This window comes from Acidobacteriota bacterium, assembly GCA_040754075.1.
Classification (GTDB): domain Bacteria; phylum Acidobacteriota; class Blastocatellia; order UBA7656; family UBA7656; genus JBFMDH01.
Window position 1 is genome coordinate 111335 of the sequence record JBFMDH010000005.1, and the last position, 23905, is coordinate 135239.

The following is a 23905-nucleotide window of genomic DNA, read 5'->3' on the forward strand; positions in this document are numbered from 1 at the left end:
CCACATTCTCTCAAATCGCTTTTGTCGATGGATGACGAACCTTGAAATACCTTCAGGCTTTGTATTTCATCGGCTCAGGGTGAATCCAGGGGGCGCGGTACTTTCGCGCCAGGCGTTTATTCGCCTCTTCATCGCCGATGACGCGCTGTTTCTGCGCGTCCCAATTCAACGTCCGCCCAAGATCAAAGGAGATATTGGCGAGAATACAACTCGCCGTTGAAATATGCCCTTCTTCGATGCTCGCCACCGGCTTGCTGCGCTTTTCGATAGCCCGTAAAAAATCCTTCATATGTCCGCGAATCGCCGGAGCGACGTGCTGTTCCAAATCCTTTTCGGTTTTGTCCTCAGGGTATTGTTCCAATTCATAAGCCACATCGCGGTGAATCGGCTGACCTTGTCCGATGGGAATAAAATCATAACCGTAAACGCTTGCCTTGAGCGTCCCTTTGTCACCATAAAGGGTCGCGCCCCAGGGGTATTTCGGATCGTTCGGGTGTCCCCAACTGCGATGTTGCCAGATGACTCGCAGGTCATCGAATTCAAAGGTAGCGGTTTGGGTGTCGGGAATATTGGCTTTGCTGCTTTTATCAACCAGTATGCCGCCGCTCGAAGAAATCCGTTTCGGCCAGCCGAGTCCCATCATCCAGCGCACCGTATCCAGCATGTGTATGCACATATCGCCGAGAATGCCGTTGCAGTATTCGTTAAACACGCGCCAGCCACGCGGATGAACCAACCGATTGTAAGGTCGCATCGGCGCAGGTCCTGTCCACATTTCATAATCGAGATAATCGGGCGGCGCGGAATCGGGCGGATTTTCGGTCGAACGCATATGGTAATAGCAATAAATTTCCACCAAGCCGATTTTGCCCAGTTTGCCTTCGCGCAGAATGCGGTCGCGGGCTTCGATTAAATGCGGCGTGCTGCGGCGCTGGGTGCCGACCTGCACGACGCGTTTATATTTATTCGCCGCCGCCACCATCGCCTGCCCTTCGATGACATCAACGCTGATGGGCTTTTGCAGGTAGACATCGGCGCCCGCTTCGACCGCGGCAATCATCGGCAGCGCGTGCCAGTGGTCGGGCGTGGCTAGGAGCACAATGTCCAAATCTTTTTCGCGAAGCAGGGCGCGATAATCGCTATAAGTTCGCGGCGTTTTCTTTGATGCCTGTCGTTCGGCAATCATTGAGGCAGCCTCGCCAAGCATGCGTTTATCGACATCACAAATGGATACGACTTCGACCGGCGCGACTTGAATCAAGCGAAAGAGGTCTAATTTGCCATACCAACCGCTGCCGATCAGTCCGACGCGCAGTTTGCGGTCTTGAAATTCTTCGCCGTAGAGTTGGCGGGCTAATAAAAATCCGGCGGCGCTGGTTTGTAAAAATTGTCTGCGATTCATCACGGTTGCTCCACTCGAAAGATTTCTTAATCCATTTGATTGCTGCGCCATCATACGGCTACGCCAATCAACTCGCAACGTCAAAAGCGCGACCATCGCGTATCAGAAAAAATTCCCTTAAACATTAAGCAACCCCGTATGCGCGACTACATCTAAGGCGCGCGATGAAATGCAAAACCGTTCGGCTCGCGATGAGGTAATCCCGCCTGTGGCTTGCGACATTAAGCTCTCGGCGAAGGAAGAAACACACATCAACATCATCGTAAGCCAGTCAATATGACAAAAGAGGCTTTTGCCTTGTTTAACCACCTGACAACTCGGTTGTCTAAGGAGACGTGTATGATGAAATACAAAATTTGCACCGTCTGTTTGATGTTGCTCACCATTCCCTTACTCGCTTTTTCTGCCGCTGCGCAGACCCAGAAAGATAAAACCCTCTCCCCCTATTTCTTTGTGCAGGGCGACCCTGCCGTCGATCACTTGCCGCTTAAAGAGACCCGCGTTGATATAAACGTTTCCGGCATCATCGCCGATGTGACGGTCAGACAAACCTATCGCAATGAAGGGACGCGACCGATCAATGCCCGATATGTTTTCCCTGCCTCCACACGCGCAGCGGTTTACGCGATGCGCATGCAAATCGGCAATCAGGTCATCGTCGCCAGAATCAAAGAACGCGAAAAAGCCAGAAAAGAATTTGACGAAGCCAAACAGGCAGGTAAGAGCGCATCGCTACTTGAGCAAGATAGACCCAATGTATTTTCCATGAATCTTGCCAACCTCAACCCCAATGAACAGGTTGACATTGAACTGCGCTACACGGAACTTCTGGCGCCGACCGATGGTGTCTATGAAGTGGTTTTCCCTACGGTTGTGGGCCCGCGTTATTCTTCGCAACCGGAATCGACGGCAACCGCTCAAGACCAATGGATTAAAAATCCCTATCTGCGTCAAGGCAATAAACCGACAAGCACACTCCATATTTCAGCCAAAATTTCCGCCGGGGTTCCGATTCATGATTTAGCCTGCACCTCACACAAAATTGCTGCCGAGTGGCAAAGTCCGAGTGTCGCGCAGTTGATCTTAAATGAAGCGGATGCCTTGCAAGGGAATCGTGATTTTATCCTGCGCTATCGTCTGGCGGGCGAGCAAATCACTTCGGGCTTGCTGCTCTATCAGGGCAAGGATGAAAACTTTTTCTTGTATATGGCTGAACCACCCGCGCGCATTAACAACGCCGACATTCCGACTCGCGAATATATTTTTGTGGTTGACGTTTCCGGTTCAATGGAAGGTTTCCCGTTGAATACCGCCAAGCAACTGTTGCGTGATTTAATCGGACAACTCCGACCCACGGATATGTTCAACATCGTGTTGTTTGCAGGCGATGCGACGGTGCTTTCTGCGAAATCGCTTCCCGCAGACCAACAAAATCTCGCGAATGCTCTGCGCTTGCTTGACGAACAACGCGGCAGCGGTGGCACTGAACTCCTTCCGGCAATGCAAAACGCCATGAACATCCCGCAACCGGAAGGCGTGTCACGCAGCATCGTGCTCGTCACCGATGGCTATATTTCCGGCGAAAAAGGGGTATTTGATTACATCCGCGCAAATTTGAATCAAGCCAACGTGTTTTCCTTTGGCATCGGCACATCGGTGAATCGTTACCTCATCGAAGGCGTTGCCAAAGCCGGAATGGGTGAAGCGTTCGTGGTCACGCAGCCGGACGAAGCGCCGGCGATTGCCGCGAAATTCCGCGAGTATATTCAAAATCCCGTGCTCACAGACATTCAGGTGCGCGCGCAGGGTTTCGACATTTATGATGTTCAACCAACTTCATTCCCTGACCTGTTTGCCAATCGTCCGGTAATCCTGTTTGGCAAATGGCGGGGTTCAATTAGCGGCACGTTTGAACTCACAGGGAAAAACGGACAGGGAGATTACACATCTCGCCTCTACATCACAGGCATGTTACCCGATGGAGCCAACAGCGCCTTGCGTTATCTGTGGGCGCGTTCGCGCATTGCCGAACTTTCCGATTACGGCTCAGGCGACATCGACACAGACCGCGTTGCCAGCATCACGGCTCTGGGCTTGAAATACAATCTGCTTACGCAATACACCTCATTCATTGCGGTTCGCGAAATCGTCACCAATCCCGATGGTTCTGCAAAAGATGTTGAGCAACCGTTGCCGCTGCCGCTTGGCGTCACCGATTTGGCAATCGGCGATGGCATCGAAACCGGCGATGAACCGGAACTCATCTGGTTGATAGCGACCATTTCACTCATCACCCTGATTATGATTTATCGCGGACGGCGGCGTTTGGTATGAACAAGAAATTGCATTGGACACGCATTGCGCAATGGGCAGTCGTTCTGCTTGTTGCTTTCACCCTCAAACTGTTTTACTCAAAGGCGAGCGCCAACGAGTTGCAATGGATACTCGCGCCGACGACTTCGCTGGTTGAACTCACCAGCGGCACCCGGTTTGAGTTTGAATCCTACACCGGCTATGTCAGCCAGGATCGCCGTTTCGTCATTGCTCCAGCCTGCGCAGGGGTGAATTTCTTAATCGCCGCTTTCCTGATGCTCTCGACGAGAAAGTTATTAAAAGCGCGCCAGCCCGCCGCATTGCAAGCGCGCCAGCCCGCCGCTGCCTGGAAATTCCTTCCGGCAGCGGCGCTCATCGCTTATCTGGTCACGCTCATTGCCAATACGGCGCGCATTGCGATTGCTTTGCATCTGGAGCAACTGTCGGATGTGAGCGGTCTGAGCGCCAATCAACTGCACCGCATCGAAGGCATCACCGTCTACTTTGTTTTTTTATTTTTACTCTTTATCGTGAACGAAAAAATCAGTGCGGGAAAATTTTCAGGTGGCTGGCGTCGCTTCTGCTATCCGATTCTGGCGTACTATACAATCGTGTTCCTGATTCCGCTCATCAATGGCGGATACAACAGGGGCGCGGCTTTCTGGGAATATTCACTTCTGGTTTTAGTGATTCCCTTACTGGTGATTTTGCCGCTGATAATTTTCTATGGGCTTGGGAAGCGCGTCGAGGTCGATGCAAATTCTAATGTCCAGGTGTAACAGCTACTCGGTTTTCGTTCGGTTCAGAAATAGCCTGGGAATAGCGTTATTTGATAAAGTTTGAACGACGCTTTGAACGAACTACGATTACCTCAAATTGAGAAAATGAAAAATCAAAACCGTCAACTGATTTTGACTGCCGTCATCGGCGCAATCCTTTGGGCAATCGTCAACGGTCTGCCGGTCGCCGCGCTTCATCAACAAGAGAGCGCAACCTCAACGGCATTGCCGCCAAAGGCTCCCGCGCCTGCCGATAATCCGACCACTAAAGAACGGATTGAACTGGGCAAACAGCTTTTCTTTGACGCGAGACTCTCCGGCGATAACACCATGAGTTGCGCCAGTTGTCATCTTCCCGAAAAAGCCTTTACCGATGGCTTGACGAAAGCCAAAGGCGCAGGCGGCAAATCGCTCACACGTAACACGCCCGGACTTACGAATGTCGGATTTTATACGCGCTACCTGTGGGACGGGCGGGCTGGGAGTCTCGAAGAGCAAGCCTTGATGCCGATTCAATCCGCCGATGAAATGAACCAGAAGCTTGCCGAGTTGGAAAAAGAATTGAATGCCATTCCTCAATACGTCGCGCAATTTCGCGCGGCTTTTGGAACCGCTGCAACCAGTGATTCGATTGCCAAAGCCCTCGCCGCTTTTCAACGCGCCTTAATCAGTCGCAACGCCCCCTTTGACCGTTTTATTGCGGGCGACCAAAACGCGATTTCCGATGAAGCGAAATTGGGATGGGAACTGTTTCGTGGCGATGCCGGTTGCATTCGCTGTCACAGCGGACCAATGTTTACCGATAATAATTTCTATCGACTCGGCACGACGTTTATAGATAAAGGGCGCGGCGCAATTACCGGCGAGAAGGCGAAATTTTATGCCTTTCGCGCGCCGGGTTTGCGCGATGTGGCAAGAACCGCGCCTTACCTCCACGATGGTTCGCTGGAAACGCTGTCGCAGGTTGTCGAGTTTTATTATCGCGGCGTTCCCAGAGGTTCAACGGACGGACTGCCGCTTGATGTTGCCCCGCTGCTCGGACAGAGCTATTCGGAGATTTCCGCAATCGTCGCCTTTTTAGAATCGCTCAATGGCGAACTGCCGAATATCTCACGCCCGGTTTTACCGTGAGATAAAAGCAGGCGATGAATTGCATCTGGAGCGGCTTGCAAAACAACTTTCTCAAATTGAAAAAGCGGTCACTGATTGCGAGACCATGAACGTCGCAGTCAAACACCTTCCTCAACTACCTCATCACCAAATTGAAAAGGAGCCTGAAATTCAGGCTCCTTACTTCTCCCCGGTAAACAGGTGGCATCACGAATTACCAGGAGAACCGCACATAGGCTCCCCACACATGAGCGTCATAGCCGGTGTAGCGGGAATCGAGTAACAGGAACCGTCTGCCATCCTGAGTCGCAGGTAACTGACCGAACTGATAAGGCTGCTGATTATCCCAGGCATAATCTTCAAGATGATAGGGTTCATAAATGTAACGCGTGCCGATAGCGAAATTCGGCGTCAGTTGGTAACTAATGTCCGAATTGAACTCATTGAGGCGCGTCTTGACATCAGGGAACGGATAAGCCGCCGCATTCAGCACATTGATGGCTGATGGGGTGTTGGGATTGACTGTCGTCAATCGCGTTCTGCCAAATGAATAGCCATAATGCACATCGAGAAACAGTTTCTCTTTTGCCAGATACGTAGTGACGCCGAGTCCCAGAGTATCGAGCAGGTCGCGTTCATCCCGATTCCAACGATTCGCAAGATCAAACGGCACTGCGGTCTTGGCAATCTGATTCAATGAATAGCTGTAACGGTCACGACCATAGTTGAAATAAAAGGTCGTTGCGTCGTTCACATTGCAGAGCAAATCGATGCTTCCGAAAGCTTGAATATATTTCGTCAAGCCGAAGAAGTTTTGATCATAGTCATCGCTCAAATACCCGAAGGTTCCCGATAAACCGAGTTGCGGATTGATGTGATATTGCCACTGCAAACTGGCATTGTGGCGCAGGCGTTTCGACTGATCGAACATTCGTAAACGATTAAACTCCAAAATGCCGGGATTGTATTTGAGCGGGCTTCTATCGGAATAGGCGTAACTCAATCTTCCGGTAAAGCGGTTGGTCGGTTTGTAAGAAAACAAGGTGCTGATGGTGTGTTCATTGCTTCTTTCAACCTGGCGATTTTCCCTGTCCCAGACATCAAGCTTGTATTCAAATTTCCAATCCAACGGATCGGCAATGCGCCAGACCGATTCGGCGCTCGCCATTTGATGCGTGAACGAGACCGGTTCATTTTCAATTGGCTTGGTGTTGATATTGGTACGCCAGAAAGATTCCCCGAAAGCCACATAACCGGGAAATTTAATGTGATGCGTGACATTGTCATAGTCATACATTCGATAATGAAGATTGAACATCCAACTCTTCGTCACCCTGGTGGTAAACAAATGGTCTTGAGAGAAGGTATCAACTTCACCTTCGAGACTGCGACGCGGTAATGCCGCCACATCCGTCACACTCGTGCCCGCAGGCAAACCCGAAGCAACGATTGCCGAGTTCAAGGTATAGGGGAGAAAATCTTCATTCTGTTCCCACTGGCTCCAACCGAGCGCGCTTGCCCAACGCGAATCGTGCGGCAATTCGATGAAGCCTGAAATCATGAAAGTTTTCGCTTCATTGCTTGGCGCGAGAGCAAAGATGCCGCGCGCAAATGCCATGCGGTCAAATACCCCGCCGCTGCCGGTGGCTTGCTTATCGGTAATGCGGAAGGGATTGTCGAAGGTCAATGAAGGAATGCGATTCTCAAATTTCGAGAAGGTGTAATCGGCATTGATTGCCCATTTGGCTCTCGTATAGCTGGTTCCGAAAGTGAACTGGTTGGTCAGATAATCAACCGGCGCAGGCAATTCTATAGAGAGTGCCCGGAAGGTATCGCCGGTCGGGGTTCCGACACGTTCATAACTGCCGGTGCCGAGTGGACTGGTGCCGGTTTTTTTCTGATTCCACCAGTTGAATCGCAATTTCCAGTTTTCGGTAACATTTACCGTCTGGCGAAAATCAGTGGTGTGGCGCTGCACCCTGAGCGTAGAAAGTGGCAGGCTGCTGACATAATTCCGGACAAGCGCAGGCAGTTGGTCATTCGTAGCATTTTGAAAAGCCGTCTGCACATTGTCCGGTATCGTAAGCACGCCGCCCTCGCTTGAACTGAAGGGTGAACGCGCGCCGCGAGCATACAGATGCGGAATGCCTGTGTAATCAAAAGTGGTTCTGAAGGTTCCGTATCTGCCGAGGTCGAGGCGGTAACGCTGGTCGCGTTCGCTCGGTTCGCGACCCGTAAAGCGGAAAAACAGCGGTGAGGCGTCGGGATTTGCTGAAAGCGAAAACTTCCGCACATAAGCGCCCTCTCGCACTTTGCGATATTCTTCAAATTTCGATGGGCGGCTGCCATCAACGCTGGTGATCTGTCCGCCGAATTCAAAAATCAGTTTGAATGGACGCGGCGTGTCCGCTTGCGGAAGCGCCGTGGTTTTAGTTGCGGTCTTGTCATTTGCAATGAGTTTCTTGTTGGCTGATGCATCAGCATTTTGTTGTCCAAAGGTCATCAACGGACAAACCAGAAGGAACCAAAGCAAAGAACAAAGAACAGACTTGGGTTGGAAAACGATTCTTGTATTCATAACTTTCTTCTCCTTTCTGTTGTCCTTTTAGCGTTGCAGGTTAATGCCTGATGGATGATTCGAGCCATGCACTTGCGGATGGCACTGAACGCATCCTCTCCCGGAGGTAAATACCGAGTTGGACACCCCGGCAACCGTTTGATGCCGCCCTTGAATGTGGCATTGCTGACATAGCATTGGCGTTTTTGCAGCCAGCAAGGCAGCGTTATTCGACCCGTGGGCTTTGTGGCAACTGCCACAATTTTCCCGCACCGGCGAATGCTCGAATAGAAACGGGCCACGTTTTTCGGTATGACATTGATAACAGGTTTCGTTAGCGGTCGCGGTTCGCATCATCTTTTCGCCAATCGACCCGTGCGGCTCATGACAGGTGGAACAGGTGATTTTGTGTTCCAGATTTTCATTGCGGAAAAGATGTGTCGAACGTTGAAATTGCGCTTTGCGAAGTTCCGTGTGGCATTGAAAACAGGTCTCGGCTTGGGAATTTTTCTTGAGCAATTTGGTTTCGGCTTCCGCTGAAGCAAAGAGTTTGGATTCGCTGAATTTCGCAACCGGCGAATGGTGCGCGCTATGGCAGCTCAAACAGGAAAGCCCGGCGGCTTCGTGTTTGCTGCCGCGCCAGACCGCGTGTTCGTTGTTTTGTGAGTGACACTGCGAACAATTTTTACTGGCTTCGGCGGCATTCAGCTTTGCCGGATTTTTAATCTTCGTCGCATCTCCACCATTGGCTATGTGTTCGGTGCCGTCCCCGTGACAGGACTGGCAACTGACGGCAGCTTCTGATGAAGCGTTACCGGTTTTCACCAGGGCGGCATGTTTTTTAGCCTTGCCGTGAACCGTTTTAACAAAGCCTTGAGCAATCTGTTCATGACAACTTGCACAGGCGCTGTCTTCGGGTGAAACCGTGGGTGTATTGACCTCTGTATCAGTTGATGAGTTGATAGAACTAACTTCTGCAGAGGCGTTGTTGGCGGGTGTGAAAATGAAGAAAAGTACGGTCACTAAGGCTAAGAGGGTAATCACACGTTTTAAAATCTTAGCGGTTTTAGGTTCGGCATTTTCCATAGCAACGCTCTCCTTTGGCAGATTGTTTGCCTTGGGCAATGAGCACTGACTAATCCGGGACGTTATCCACTGATTAATTTGCCCCAAACAAAATGCGTGGTTTTTCGCAGGAAACGGAATTTTTCTGCGAGGTTAAAAGAACAAGTGGTTTTGGCGACCGACCGCGCCCAACTCCCTGATCATTGCTGGCAATACCCTATTAAAGTCTTTTTTTTGCACAGTAAACATCCTTGGCTCTCGACCAGATTTATTGAAGTAGTTGACCAGCATTTACCCCGTATCAGGGATTTGAACATGGTTAAAAATCCCCTTGGGAGCTTACGATGGCTCTCCTGGAGCAACTACTGTTCCGCTATCTATGGGAGGAATTTTCCGCTCTCAGCGAATCAAGACAAGCCCTATGGAGCTTTAGCTGATTTTTAAACGCTTGCTTATTCGACGAAAAGATTGCAGTCACTATAAAAATTCTTACCCAACTTCACAGATAGCGAGTTGCAAGACCTGTGCAAAAAAAATATAGTGTGTGCCCGACAAATCAGTTCAATGAACAGGCGAAATTTAAACTCCAAAAATCCAAAGAGTTTTCATTTATAAAAAACCTGAGAGGTAAAGCCATGATAGAACGACGCAATATTCTTAAAGGCGTAGGAGCGGCGCTCACCACATCGCTTTTCACGGGGCGTGTGCGCGGCGCGAATGACCGCATCAGTGTAGGCTTTATCGGGCTTGGCGCGATGGGTTCGAGCAACCTGGGTTATGCCTTGAAACTGCCGGATGTTGAACCGGTAGCGGTTTGTGATGTGTATCAACCGACACTCGAAAAAGCGGTCGCCGCCGCAGACAAAGGCGGCAAAAAGGTCAAAGCGATAAAAGATTTTCGCGAACTCATCGCCGATAAATCCATCGATGCCGTCTGCATCTCAACGCCCGACCACTGGCACGCTTATATGGCTGTTGAAGCCTGCAAAGCGGGCAAGGATGTTTTCGTTGAAAAACCTGCTTCGGTCTATGTTGAAGAAGGACTGAAGATGGTGCAGGCAGCGCGCAAATATAAACGCGTGGTGCAGGCTGGCACTATGCAACGTTCAGGCGGCTATTTCAAAAAAGCCGCTGAAATCATCCAAAGCGGCATGATTGGTGAAGTGACGTTTTGTCACACCTGGCAAACCGCAAAGCCAAACAAAAAAGGCTTCGGCAGACCCGCAGATGGCACGGTTCCCACAGGTCTCGATTGGGATATGTGGTTGGGTCCGGCTCCGAAAGTTCCTTTCAATCTCAACCGTTGGGGCGTCGGTGTGCAAACCTTTCCGACCTTTCGTTATTTCTGGGATTATGCGGGCGGCGCGATGACCGATTGGGGCGTGCATCTCATCGACCCTGTGCATCAGTGTTTCGGTGAAGTGATGCCGACCGCCATCTCAGCGATGGGCGGCAAGCTGTATGTTGATGATAATCGCGACACGCCCGATACTATGATGGCGACCTTTCACTATCCGAAATTTTTGCTCACTTACGAAAGCCGCACGGCTAATCCGTTGCCGATGTTTGGTCACGGCGCGGCAACGTCGATTCACGGAAGCGAAGGGACACTGATTGTCAGGCGCGGCGGTTGTTATGTGATTGCCAACGATGACGCGAAAATCACTTCGGTTACTTATGAAAAAGATGCGGCGATGAATGAGATGAATATGCCGCACTGGAAAAATTTCATCGAATGCATCAAGACGCGGGCGCGACCTGTAAGCGACATTGAAACCTGTGTGCGCTCTTCGACGGTCTGCCTTCTTGCCAATCTTTCGATGCGTCACAAGACGTGGCTGGATTGGGATGAAGCAAACTGGACGGTCAAGCAAAATCACATCAGAGCGTTTTTGAAGGCGAAATATCGCGCCCCGTGGAAGCTTGAGGTTTAGCCCTCAAGCTTCAAAACTCTCGCGCACAATCTCAATTGCCTTTTGCCGCCGACTTGGTTTCACTTGCCATCGCGCCGGGTAGCGTTTTATTGATTCGCGCCGCCATCATTCGCACCAGTTCAGCATTGGTGAATGGTTGCCAGCCGTGCGCCTTCATCGGTCGCCCGTATTCAAAGACCGCTTCGGCTTTCGGATTGTCTGCGACTTTCAAAAAATCTTCGAGCAGGTAGACCGCAAGATTCAGATAATAGTTATCCATATCGCCGCAATAGACATGAATTTTGCCAACCAGATCGTTGCCATTCTTTGACCAGTTCTTTTCCAGGTTGTAACGCAAATCATAGCCGTTGTCGCGCATGTATAACGCCACCTGGCGATCAATCTTGCCGGTCAACCGATCCCAGATGGGGCGCGGATAACCGTCCTTGCCGACAGTCCCGTATGCCGCATCCCACGCGGCAATCTGTTGCCCCGAACGCACGTTGCTGCCAAGCACGGCTTCAAGCCGGCTCATCTCGCGCATCGTCAGCGTCACCTGCCCTTCGGCATTTCGTGAAAGCGGGCGGATGAGTTTGCTCCAGTCGCCGTTTGGCACTTCAAAAGCATTGTCGTCTTCGTAAACATTCGACATTTGATAACGACGAAAATCAACAGGGTCTGGATACAGCGCCCAGGTGCCGTTGAAAAATTTCGGATGAAAAATTTGTAAAGCCAACGCTTCCCAACCACCGGTTGAACCGCCCGTGAGCACACGCGCTTGCGGCTTGGCGATGATTCTGAATTTTTCTTCGAGATAGGGAATCAACTCTGTCAGTAACGCATCACCGTAAGGGCCGTTGTTCGCCGAATTCACCGCATAAGAATCATCATAGTAAGGCGTCGGATGTTGAAAGGTGATGGCAATCATGCGCGGGAAATTTTCCGACATCCAGCTTTGCGCAAACTCATAACCGGTTTCACGGGCGCTGCGACTCAGTCGCGCCTTGCGTTGCTCTGCGCTTTCAGGTCTTGCGGGCGGTTCAGTGGTAAAGCCAAAGGGCGCGCCGAGTCCGAAATGACCTTGAATGTAGATTGCCGGATACCGTTGATTCGGATTTTCGGTGTAGCCTTTCGGCAACAACAAAGTCGCGCCGAGATACATCGGATGTCCCCAGAACTCTGTCAGCAACTTGCTTTGAATCTTTATGCGTTTGACCCAGACGGTATCGGGCGGCACTTCGACCGGCGGCAGTTTTTTCGTCAGGCTGAGTTTGATATTGAATCCTGCGGCGGGGTCAAGGTGGATGCGCTGCACTTCGCTTACGAGATTTCCCGGCGAACGATTCCACTGCTGGCCCTCCCATTGATCCATATGCACCCAGATAACGTGACCATCTTTGCGATGCGCCTGAGTGTAAACATTCAAGAGCGCCTGCACATAGTATTCGCCTGCCGGAAGCTGATTGAGATTTTCGACCGGATAGCCAAGTACCGCTGCATCAATCACTGCGTTCTCGTCAGGCTTGAGCGCCTGCACATCCAATCCGTAAAACGGCACCGAACTGTTATAGGAACCCGCCTGCAAGCGGGGTTCGACGCGATTATTTTTTGCAATCATCACAAACACACGCCCGGTGATTGGTCCCTTATCGATTGCTGTCGGATAGGAAATTTCAAATCGCGCATCGGCTGCCATCGCGCAAACCGAAGCGACTGCGATTATCAAGAGACAAAGCATGGCTTTCGTGACTGCCTGCCCGGTCCATTGCAATTGAGCTTTCATTGGAACATTGCGCGCCACTGAATTGAAACTCTCCGGTCGAATTCGCTGATTCATGTTTCCTCCACAATCGTCAAATTGATTCACTGACAACTCCTGCCAAAATTTTGGCACCCGAAACTCATTGTTTGATTGAACAATTTCCGTTGAGCCTGAAAAAGCCAGGTGACGGCGGAATCATACAACCGATTGAATAGAAAATTGAATGACGATTCTGGAAAATTTCTTATTTGATGCTTAGGGTACATCATTTGCCTGAGTGAATGCCGGGGTGATTTGTAAAAAATTTAACGCGCAGTTTTGTAGGGAAATTATGCACTCGCCGATTATGAAATTACAGCCGTTGGGCGAGCCTGGTTTGAGAAGGAGATGGATTATGGCGCTCAAGAAAAAAGGAGAGCCGAAAGGGCGTTCAGGCAATCAAGGTTATCAGGAAGGCAATGAAGGACGTGAACACGAAAAGCCTGCCACACCGCTTTGATGCTCGCCAATCAAGGCGGTCACGAAGACACGGCTTTTTCGCTCAGGCAAGCCGGAGCAGTTGAATAGCATCCATTGAAAAATTGATGCCCGCGAGACACTTAACTTGAGCGATGAAGCCGTGCAATTAACCGCAATCAGAAATGCCTAAATCATTTTGGGTTTTTCATATCTTCCAACTTACCCGAAAGCCAGTGCATGATGTTTAAAAGAAATTGCGGATTCTTTGCGGCAATTGGCGCATTCATTCCCACCGGCGTGCGATTGGCTCCCGCGAGTTGCGCCGAAAACATCGCGGCTTCTCCGAAAATCGCAATACGCCCTTTGCCGAATTTCATCGTCGCCCCCTGCAACCAACCCTTTACCGGAAGGCGCGGCGTGTCGTCATTTACCTGACCGGCTACCGTGGTCAGCACAGACACCACCGATGAACCGAGAATGAGCAGCGGTTGGGCTTCGCCTTCGATTTGAAACGCTGAGCCGGTGAAGGTCGCAACCGAATCCACCTTTTCATTCTCATTTCGCCCACGGGTAATCGCGTGTTCTTTCAGTAAGCCATCCGCCAGTTTAAAAACTATTGGACCCTGCGCTTTTTCATCTACCGCATAACCGTTGCTGAAACGAATGCCGAAAGCTTTTGCCAGGTTTTCCGCAGCCCCCGGAAATGGCATATGGTCAACGATGAGCAGTAGCGCGCCGCCATCTTTCACCCAATCGCGCACGCTGGCAATCTCCTCATCGGTAAAGGCTGTGGGCGTCGGCAACTTCCAACTCGATTGATTCTGCTCAGCCAGAGCGTTGGCAATTATCAGTATCTGTCCCTTTTGCAGAGCGGCTTTGCTGAATTTTTCGCGCGACCCCTGTACCACATAACCGTCGCGTCGTATGAATTCGGCAAATGGCTGGTAGCGTCCATCCACCGTATGAAAATTGAAGTGGGCTTCATCAAGTAAGATGACCGGACCCCGACCCGTAGCGTACAGCGGATTCGCTATGGGCGGTTTAAACGCGGGGTCGGCAATTTGTTGCCCATAGCTATTGACGCTTAAAAGCATCGAAATCAATATCGTAAACTGCAGCATCATGCGTAGTTTTATTATCATGGAGATTCCTTTGTTCGACGTGTCTGGCTGGATACGTCGCGAGATTTTAGCTTACTTAAACAACCGGAATCAAAATTAAAACCGGCGCGGCGAAATGCGCCAGGGCAGGCAAAAATCGTCAATCATACTTTGGCAAAGGTAGAGTTTATTACAGTGGAACCTAAGTAAGTTGATATTTTTCAGCGTTCAGAGTCACGTCTTCAGGCGTGAGAAAAAAGCGATTCACGCATAAATGCGTAACTCTGAACCTCAAGAAATTTAGTTTCCAATGTACTTATCCTCGGATAAAACGGATAAGGCAAATTCACTATGCCGCATATTGCCCAACCTGTGGCATCATAAAAAGGTGAATATTAAGAATCTCAAAATTTATACGAAGTATGCCCGCCAGCACGGGCGTCGTTATTTTAATCAGCAGGCGCAAGACCGGCGCTTGCCGATTGCGCCCGCGCCTCATACTCCGCAACTTGAAAACTGGCGCGATGATGAACTGACGGTCGCCTGGATTGGACACGCGACCGTGCTCATTAATTTTTTCGGCACCTGGATTTTGACAGACCCGGTGATGCGTTCGCATGTCGGCGTCAATCTCGCAGGCTTAACTATCGGGCCGCGTCGTCTGGTGCATCCGGCGCTCTCAGCAAATGAACTCCCGCCGCTTGATGCGGTGTTGATTTCGCACGCGCATATGGATCATTGCGATCTCGGCACACTGAAAAAATTGCCGCGCAAAACTCACGTCATCGTTCAACAAGGCAATCGCGATTTAGTGAGCAGGTTCGCCAAAGTAAGCGAAATCGGTTGGGGCGAACAGGTGACATTTAAAGATACCGGTGTGGAAGCCATCGAAGTCAATCACTGGGGGGCGCGGCGACTCACCGACCGGCATCGCGGCTACGGCGGCTTTTTAATTACCAAAGGCGAGCGCGCTATTGTCTTTGGCGGTGACACCGCTTATACGCGGGCGTTTTCGCGTCTGCGTTACCGAGGGATAAAAATTGAACTTGCCATCTTGCCGATTGGCGCATACAACCCCTATATCTACGCGCATGCGAATCCTGAACAAGCCTGGCAGATGCGCCATGAAATGAATGCGAACTATATTTTACCGATGCACCATTCGACCTTTCGCCTGGGACGTGAACCGGTCGGCGAACCGATTCACCGTCTGCTTAAAGCGGCGGGCGATGAAGGCTGGCGCGTCTGTTTGACCAAACCCGGCGAGACCTGGAAATTACCGGCTCGCGAGATTCACCTTCCGCTTCGCGCAAAGACAACCGCTGAACTGGTTGCCGATTGAGCGGAATAAATTTTCCGCAATATAAAAACTCGGATGCTGTATGGATAGCAAACTGAGTGTCTGCAAATTTTTACACTTTAAAATACAGGATGGTTTATAGATTGAAGCAGTGAATGATTTTCGCCGCCAGGTTCTGCTTGCCTGCCATACAACTCAACGTCTGAAAAAAACCTCATTGAGGATGTAACACGCTTCCCGGTTTTTTCCGGAGAATTTTAATTCTTTATAGACCTTCACTTACTTCAACTCTGCGAGTTCGAGTTCGGCTTTGCCGGTTCACAAAAAGTTCAACGGCATATCGGTTGCTAAATACCAATCGCGTAGGACAAAGGTTATTGCAGAAAAACTTGCAATAACTCGACCGGTTTTTTAATCGGTCACCACTATAAGGGCTGTTTGAAGATTACTGGTTTTAACGTGTTTCATAAAACTGCTGATGTTGAAGAACGGGATTTCTTCACCATATTAAGCGTTTTGGATTATGCGTTAAGTTCAAAAAAGAATCTTCAAACAGCTTGAAAAATAAGGAGAGACCTATGAAAAAGGCACTGTTATCTATAGCCGTTCTATTTTTATTAGCAGGCGTTCCATCAACCACTTCAGCTCAAATCGCTTATACCATTGAAGCGACCATTCCCTTCGATTTTACCGTCAAGGATATGAGATTTTCTGCGGGCGAATATTCGCTCCGACGAGTCAATACTTATAACCCGCACATCTTAGCTTTGCGTGATGAAAGAGGACACAATTTGATGTTATTCCACACCATCAATGCTCAGCTCCCGGAATATTCCGAAGACACCAAATTGGTTTTCCAACGTGTGGGGAATCGTTACTTCTTATCGCAGATTTTTGAAGAAGGTGAACGCTTGGGATTAGAGTTAATCAAATCGGATATGCAGAAGAGATTGGAGAGAGAAATTTCTTATGCTTATTCCCGACCGGTCGTCGTAAATGGTTATATTCGATAAATACCGGTTTAATAAATTCGACAAATTTACTTTCCTTGTGAAAGCAACTCTGAAATTAAATCCAGGGAATCAAGTTTAAAACTTCGATTCCCTTTTTTGTTTATTGAAACCTGTAGCGCTTCGCTTTTTTTCCGTGCTCAACGAAAAACCACAAATCCTCTGTGAATTTAGAAGGTCTGTCCGAAGCGAATATGAATCACGCCTTGCGGTTGACGAATCACCATGCCTCCGGCGCTTAGGAAGGTCGAGGGATTCAACAAATAGCCATAATCGATTCCCACGGGACCAATCGGGGTATTCAACCTTAACCCCAAGCCAATCGTATGTGACATGCCGTTCCATTCAATGTCACTGACGCGGCGGAAAACATTGCCTAAATCGTAAAACGGCACCAGCCTGAGTTGCGTGGTGAGCGGATAACGCAATTCAAAATTCATCACCACCAAAGCGTTTCCGCCAAGCGGCACCAGCGTCGGCAATTCCTCTTCATTGCGCGGTTCGAGTATCGCTTGCGGTCCCGCCTGCTCAAATTGAAAGCCGCGCAAAGTGGTTGCGCCGCCGGAAAAGAAGCGCGCGCTGATGGGCAGTTGTCTGTCGGCATCGGTAATCGCGCCGTTTGCCCCGGTGCCGCGAATGCTGTACGGCGCAGCCAATCCCACGCGCGCCGCAAAAGCCAGCACCGAATCTTTGAGCAGCGGCGTGCTCACAGGCAGTTGTCTGTAGCGTTGATAGTTGGTGAAAAATTTATTGAACGCTTCGTTGCCGCCCAGGGGTCTTGCCGCCAGCGAATGCTCGAAACTGATGAGTTGCCCCGAGGTCGGATTAAGCGCCGAGTTGCGCGTGTCGCGCGTTAAGCCTGCCGATAGCTGTCCGAGGCGAACCGCTTGCGCATTGCGGGCAATTTCATCGACCGGAATATTTTGCACGTTGAATAATTTGGTGCTTTCAAAACTGTAGCGGAAGCGCATTGATGTGAGGTCAGAAAGTTTGCGCTCAGCCTGAGCGAAAGTCACAAAGCGATTGATGCCAAAACCGGGTCCATTATTGGTGGTCGTGCCGCCGGTCACCAGACGCCTTTGCAAGAAGGTTTGCAAATTGCTATTGCGATTAAAAAACGCCGAAACCGTGCCGCCCCATTTGCTGCCTAAAACGCGGGGGTCGATATATTGCACCTGCGCCAGTTGTTCGCGGAAACTGGCGCGCAATCGAATCGACGCCGAATTGATGCGCCCGAACAAATTCGTATTGGTAAATTGCAACAAGCCGCGCGGTCCCTCATCTGTCGAATATCCCAAACCATAAACCATCAACAAGGGTTTGGCTTCCGTTACCCGCACATTCACGATTCGCGCGTCGGGGTTTTTGCCGGACATCCCGAGCGGACGAATACTCACTTCGCTGAATGCGCCGGTGGCAAATAAATCGCGTTGTGTGCGGCGAATCTTGTCGGGCGTCAACACCTCACCGGGTTTGAAATCAAAGAACCGCCGAATCGAATTTTCATGAGTTTTGCTATGCCCGGTGACTTCGATTTCGGCAATCACCGACCGTGTGCCTTCCACGATATTGTATTGGAGCATCACGCGGTCGGCTTCGACATCCAGAATGGCGTATTGCACGGTGGTTTCCAGAAAGCCTTTCTCGGCATACATCGCCTTGATGCGTTGATTGCTTTGCCGCGCCTCGGTTGGCGAAAAGGCATCTTCGGCTTTGATGGGCAGATTCTCGCGCAACTCTTCCGCCGTTATCATGGTGTTGCCTTGAAAAGTGATATCCGCCACCGTTGAACGCGCGCCCTCTTCAACGATGAACACCAGCACCATATCATCGCTGTTCGGTTTGGTATCAATGCGCGAAGTCACACGCGCCGAACGAAATCCTAAATCCGCCAGGCGCGCGCGAATGGTTTCGCGGTCGCGACGGATGCGGTCATCACTGGTAATGCCGCGCGCCAAGCCGCCAATCAACGGCATATTTTTCAGCAGCGGCACGCCGCCAAAAAATGCCGCGCTCTTGGATTGCAACGCGCTGCTGACATCGCCGAAACTGATTTCATCCGTGCCTTCGATTTGAATGTCATCCAGGTCATAACGCGCGCCGGGTTGCACATCATAAATCAGTTTCAAACCCGTCCCGCTGCAATCCGCAGGCTCGCAACGCGAACGCACCGTCGCAAAAAAGTAACCGCGCTCTTGCAGATAATTTGCCAGGTTTCGTTCACCAAGTCTGGCGAGCGGGCGACTGAAACCAGCGGTTTTAACGGGCAATAATTCGCGCTGCCGTCTGTCGCTGAGCTTAATCCCTTCGGGAAAATTAATCACCACTTGGGCTTCAGGCTTGGGCGCGCGTTCGATGCGCGGCGGTTCATTCGCAGTGGTTTTGCCCGCGCCATTGCCTTCGCGATTGAAGCCCAGTGAAAACCGCCGACGACCGCGCACTTCCAATGTGAAATCGCTATTGGTGCGCGCGCCGTTGGTCACGCTGCCGCCCTGTGTGTAAGACGCCAGCGCCGAAAATTTATTGGTCAGGGTGTATTCAACAATTGCGCTTTGATCCTGTTCGGAACCGACGTTGGTCGAATAGGTGAACGCCAGATCGCGGGTCAGTTGTTTGCCAAGCGTCAATCGCGCCGCCGGGTTGGTATTCGGTTGCAAAACCGGGTCTATCTGAAACCGGCTCAGCCCCAACAGGGATTGCGCGGGCGCTGAAATGAATTCTTCTGAAAGCAAGGATGCCGCCGTGCCCAAACCGGATGCTAGAATCTCTTCGCTTCCCAGTGTGCTCGAATCGGTTTTGCCGGTCGCTACCAGTGAAAGAATTTCCGAACGCGGCAAATCCGGGTCAGCGCGCAACGTCACTTCCATCGCATCAATCGGGCCCTCAAGTCCAAGATAGACGTGATAACCGCTCACGTCGCCTTCGGTTAAAATGTTGACGATAGGCGACGCGCCGCCAATCGGAAAATCGAGCGTGCCGGTGGTGATTTCATAACGCTGTGAGCGCAACTTGATGGTGCCGCCTTCGATGCTGACGCGCCCGGTCACACTCGGGTCGTCGAGCGTGCCGCCGATTGTTAAGGCTGCTGATGCTACGGTGTTGATTTGTTGATTGCGTACCAGCAAGGAACTGGGCGCGTCGACGCGCACATCGAGATTGATGGAAGGGAAAAAAGTATTTGCATTGCCTGCTGTGGTGCTGCCGCTTCCGAAACTCAAACTGCCGCTGCCGCCGCTTTCGGTTAAACCCGTGAGGTCAAGATTGGTGGTGTATTCGCCTTCGGGAATGGTGACGGTGCCGCTTAACACCTGGCGGTCAGGATTACCGGTCAAATTAAAATCGCCATTCACGATTGCCTGCGCGCCTTGATACAACACATCCACGTTACTGGCACGCGCCACAAAGTTCCATTCTTTGGGTTTGAGTTGCGCCAGCGTCATCGACCCATTGGCGCTTAGGGTTCCTTCATTAGCGGTTGCGGTGAAGTTTTCAAGGGTGACGCGATCACCGGCAAGCGCGATGCGCCCGTTACCGTTTTCAATCGACACCGGCAAATCAATGCCGGTAAACGATAGATTGCTGGCAATGATTTCTCCCGCGAGGTTCGGCTCACTTGCCGTGCCGGTCAATCGCGCATCAATCTTCAGAGTGCCGCCCACGAATGTATCAGGGTCGAATTGACCGAGAGCGTCGAGATTGGCTGTGCCACTCAGTGCAAAGTTGAGCGCGGCGTTTTCTTTCAAACCAATCGTGCCGCCGAGTCTGAGATCAATGCCCTGCCCGCTGATGCGGGTCTGCGACAGCGCCACCTGCGCGTCACTGAGCGTCACCGCGAGCGGCGTTTGAATGTTGATGGCTCGCTCTTTGACTTGCAGAGCAATGTTATTGAGCGTGAGGTCGCCGCGAAGTCCATCAACCGTTATCTCATCTTTTTCATTCACCAGAGGTCCGGCGATGTGCAATCGACCATTGACCGTACCGGCAATCGAAGCCGCAAGGTCGGGAGCGAAAGCCGCGACCGCCGGTTCAAAATTAAAATCCGCGAGATTGGCATCAATCGTAATCGGGCGACCCGGACGACGCAGTTCAATGCTTGCCGTGAAGGGTTGTGGTTTTCCGGTGATGCCAGTGGTGAGATTGATGTCAACGCGCCCGCCGGGATTGGTTTGCGCCGTGAGACTCAATTGCCCAGCATCACGTCCATTGATGGTGACGTTTTGCCCTTCGGCTCTCAACTGAACATTGAGTTCACCAATGTCATCGGTATTGCCATTGGCTTGAAACGTCGCGTTGGCAATCCCGGTCACTGTGGTGTTGGTGAGTTCGAGCGAATTGGCAAGCTCACCTAAATCGATATTGCCGGCATTGCCCTGCAATTGATAATCGTTGCTCTTTAAATCAAGCGTGCCGGTTGCGGTGAGTTGCCCTTGCGCGAGCCGGATTTCGCTGCGTTCAAGTCGCGCGCTGCGTCCATCGAATACGAGATTAGCGGTCGCAAGCTGCGCGGTCTGTCCTGCAAGCGTGCCATCCAACAGATTGACGGTTGCGGTGCCGGTTGGCGCATCGGGCAGCCCGGTTAAATGGGCTTCGCCGGTAAGCGCCCCGGAAATAAATTTCTGGTCGGCTGCAAGCCCTGCGGCAGTGGCAAGCGGCGCGACATTTACGCGGTTAAGCGTTGCGTCCAATCGTCCCGCTGTGGCTTTCTCTGCGCGTGGCGCGGCATAAGTGAATTTCGCGGTGCCGCCATCGGCGACGGCAAGCGTGCCATTTTCAAAAGCAATATCGGTTGGTGAAACGCGCACATGCCCTGTGAGGCTGCCAAGCGTTTGTTCGCGCAAACCAACCTCCGCAGCATCGACATCACCTTCAATCACCGGGTCTGCGAGTTTGCCGGTCACTCGACCTGAAAAGGTGAATGCGCCTGCAAGACGCGGTTTATAATCGGCTATGGATTTCTGTACATCTTCAATCGAATAGGCGATGGTTTGCAGTTCTTCGGCATTCGTGGAAGTGAGCGAAAAATTTAAATCCGAATTGCCTTTCGATGAGAGTTGTCCGGTTGCCGTCAGTTGCGAAGCGGGCGTCGCCAGCGTCAGTTGTTCGACATTGAACGTCCCGCTTTGCGCGTTAATTGAAACATCGCCATTCACCGGAATGGCGTTTGTGGTCTGTGTGGTTTCGCCGGTCAGATGCGCGGTAATTTGTCCGCTCAACAAATCGAACTGGGTTCCCGGAAAGGTGATGTCGACCTGCGCATTGACATTGCCGGTCAAAGAATCGTCTTTGACTTCAGCGAGACTGAAAAGCTCACCGGTTTTAACATCAGTGAGCGTAGCGGTCACGCGCGACTCGCCGTTTCCGGCAATCTGCAAACTGGCATCACCGGTCGCTGTGCCGCCCAAAATGGCGCTGGTGAATTGGCTCAAGGCAAGGGTGCGGTTAGTTGCAGTGAGTTGTCCCCGCGTCTCTCCAACGGTTGCGCCTGAGACCTTGCCGCCATCGAGAGTGAGTCCGGCAGTGACCTCGAAACCTTCGCCCCGCAAATCGGCGACGACATCGCGCAAGGCAAGCCCTGCGAGTTGTCCTTGTTCAAGGTCAAGGCGCGTGGCGTTCACCTGTTGCACGCGCGCTTCCGTGCGACCACCCGCAATGGTTGCGCTGATATTTTGCAGAGTGGTTCCCGCAAATTGCGCCTCGGCAAGAGTGGCTTGCGAAATCGTTGCCTGCTGCGCGTTAGCCTGTGTGCGACCGTTTTCAACGGTGACGCGGATATTGTTTAAGGCAAGCTCTGAGAGTTGCCCTTGCGATAATTTCACCCCGGAAGCCGTCGCGCGTTGAATGCTGGCTTGCGTTCGCCCGTCAACATATTCGCCGCTGAGCGCCCCGGCTCGCACCTGCGAGAGTTGATTGGCTTCTACATTGATGGCATCTGCTATGAGTTGATTGCCGGAAAAATTGATGCGTGTGCCATCGCTTTCAACATTGAGGCTCTGAATATTTGCGCCGCGTAGCCGTGTGGTTTCGGCAATCAGTTCGCCGGATGAAAGCGCGCCGTTAATTTTGAACCGCTTGCCTTCACCATTGACGTTGCCCTTGAACTGGGCATCGCCTTGCAGATTCATCTCCGGCGCAACGACGCGCTCGACTTCATCGAGATTGACTTGCGCCTCTGTATCAAAGTTGTAACGCAAAGCATTCCAATCATCGAGGCGACCATTGGCAGCGATTGCGCCGACGGGCGAATGCAAAGTCAGGCGCTCGACCTCTGCGCTGGTTTCGCTGAGTCGACCGATGAGTTCAAGCGCATCAAGGGTGGTTTCACGTCCTTCAATATTTATGCGACCTTCACTGGCATTCAACTGCAAAGTGACGAACGATTCACCGGCAACCGGCTGGGCGTTAGCTTGCAATTTGCCGAGTTCACCGCTCAATTGATGGGCTTTGTCACTGAGATGAACCGTGCCGCTTTTAATCGAACCGATGAGACTGGAAAAATCAAAAGTGATGCGGCTCGGCGCGCTCGGCGGCGGCGAATGAATGCCGCTGAAATTGGTGTTTCCCTGTTCATCGAGGTCAACATAAGCTTGCAGATTATCAAGGTCGAGGCGTTTAAAAATAATTTCGCGGCGCAACCGCAAAGCGTAAGGATTGGGAATATCGACAACCAGTTCCGCCTGTTCGATTGTGGCAATCAACTGGTCGGTTTGCGCGTTATAGATTTTCACATCACGGACTTTTGCGGTGCGGATTCCCCAGACCAGATCGAGTTCACCGACTTCGGCGCGCAGTCCGTATTCGGCAAGCGCCGTTTGCACTTGAGTGACGATATAGCGATTGAGCCGTCCTGAACGGACATAATAAATTGCCGTAACGGCGATGATGATGATCAGCGCGAGCGCAATGATGCCGCCGATAAGCCAACCTTTATGTCGCGTTGACCACGGCAGTGGAGATGGGGACGATTCCGGTGTCTGACTCATGCGATGTTCACAATCAATGAAATGTTTAGGAAGGAGCTGGCAACAAACTTATCATGTGCCATTACTGATGGTAAATCCGATTCATCGTTTTGTGGCTGTAACTGCCTGCTCCTCTGTTACTGGTTTAACTAACTTGTGATTCGCTTCGTTTAGGG

General features: G+C 51.3%; 12 protein-coding genes. 6 read left to right on the forward strand and 6 right to left on the reverse strand.

What is annotated here, in order from left to right; all coding sequences use genetic code 11:
- Nucleotides 1-52: 52 nt before the first annotated feature.
- Nucleotides 53-1402: a Gfo/Idh/MocA family oxidoreductase gene (locus AB1757_07425; GenBank protein MEW6126854.1), complete on the reverse strand. Its 1350-nt coding sequence runs from the start codon at nucleotides 1400-1402 to the stop codon at nucleotides 53-55.
- Nucleotides 1403-1741: 339 nt separating this feature from the next.
- Between AB1757_07425 and AB1757_07430 the strand changes: the two genes are divergently transcribed.
- The 3 genes from AB1757_07430 (at nucleotide 1742) to AB1757_07440 (ending at nucleotide 5625) form a co-directional block, all read left to right on the forward strand.
- Complete coding sequence (locus tag AB1757_07430; GenBank protein ID MEW6126855.1) at nucleotides 1742-3736, forward strand: VIT domain-containing protein; 1995 nt, start codon at nucleotides 1742-1744, stop codon at nucleotides 3734-3736.
- Entirely contained in the window at nucleotides 3733-4494 is a 762-nt protein-coding gene (gene xrtK, locus AB1757_07435; protein MEW6126856.1) for an exosortase K, read from the forward strand. Before AB1757_07430 ends, xrtK begins: the two co-directional genes overlap by 4 nt.
- A 105-nt stretch (nucleotides 4495-4599) precedes the next feature.
- Entirely contained in the window at nucleotides 4600-5625 is a 1026-nt protein-coding gene (locus AB1757_07440; protein ID MEW6126857.1) for a cytochrome c peroxidase, read from the forward strand.
- A 193-nt stretch (nucleotides 5626-5818) separates the two neighbouring features.
- Here AB1757_07440 and AB1757_07445 read toward each other — a convergent pair whose 3' ends face one another.
- Both AB1757_07445 and AB1757_07450 read right to left on the reverse strand, forming a co-directional pair.
- The gene (locus tag AB1757_07445) at nucleotides 5819-8182 is read right to left on the reverse strand and encodes an MtrB/PioB family decaheme-associated outer membrane protein (GenBank protein ID MEW6126858.1); all 2364 of its coding nucleotides are present in this window, start codon (nucleotides 8180-8182) and stop codon (nucleotides 5819-5821) included.
- A gap of 27 nt (nucleotides 8183-8209) precedes the next feature.
- Nucleotides 8210-9247: a DmsE family decaheme c-type cytochrome gene (locus AB1757_07450; protein ID MEW6126859.1), complete on the reverse strand. Its 1038-nt coding sequence runs from the start codon at nucleotides 9245-9247 to the stop codon at nucleotides 8210-8212.
- A 614-nt stretch (nucleotides 9248-9861) separates the two neighbouring features.
- Here AB1757_07450 and AB1757_07455 point away from each other — a divergent pair.
- Nucleotides 9862-11160: a Gfo/Idh/MocA family oxidoreductase gene (locus AB1757_07455; GenBank protein ID MEW6126860.1), complete on the forward strand. Its 1299-nt coding sequence runs from the start codon at nucleotides 9862-9864 to the stop codon at nucleotides 11158-11160.
- A gap of 31 nt (nucleotides 11161-11191) precedes the next feature.
- Here the strand turns inward: AB1757_07455 and AB1757_07460 are convergent, their stop codons facing one another.
- Nucleotides 11192-12976 (reverse strand): alpha/beta hydrolase-fold protein, encoded by a 1785-nt coding sequence (locus AB1757_07460; GenBank protein ID MEW6126861.1) that lies wholly within the window; start codon nucleotides 12974-12976, stop codon nucleotides 11192-11194.
- Between the two features lie 575 nt (nucleotides 12977-13551).
- Nucleotides 13552-14502 (reverse strand): DUF4350 domain-containing protein, encoded by a 951-nt coding sequence (locus tag AB1757_07465; GenBank protein ID MEW6126862.1) that lies wholly within the window; start codon nucleotides 14500-14502, stop codon nucleotides 13552-13554.
- A gap of 346 nt (nucleotides 14503-14848) precedes the next feature.
- Here AB1757_07465 and AB1757_07470 point away from each other — a divergent pair, with 346 nt between their 5' ends.
- Together AB1757_07470 and AB1757_07475 are read left to right on the forward strand one after the other, a co-directional pair.
- The gene (locus AB1757_07470) at nucleotides 14849-15802 is read left to right on the forward strand and encodes an MBL fold metallo-hydrolase (protein ID MEW6126863.1); all 954 of its coding nucleotides are present in this window, start codon (nucleotides 14849-14851) and stop codon (nucleotides 15800-15802) included.
- 536 nt (nucleotides 15803-16338) lie between these two features.
- Entirely contained in the window at nucleotides 16339-16773 is a 435-nt protein-coding gene (locus AB1757_07475) for a hypothetical protein (protein MEW6126864.1), read from the forward strand.
- A gap of 167 nt (nucleotides 16774-16940) precedes the next feature.
- On the opposite strand, the gene AB1757_07480 is transcribed toward AB1757_07475, so the two are convergent.
- Nucleotides 16941-23750 carry a translocation/assembly module TamB domain-containing protein gene (locus AB1757_07480; protein ID MEW6126865.1) on the reverse strand — a complete coding sequence of 2270 codons (6810 nt, stop codon included), beginning with the start codon at nucleotides 23748-23750 and terminating at the stop codon, nucleotides 16941-16943.
- Nucleotides 23751-23905 lie beyond the last annotated feature (155 nt).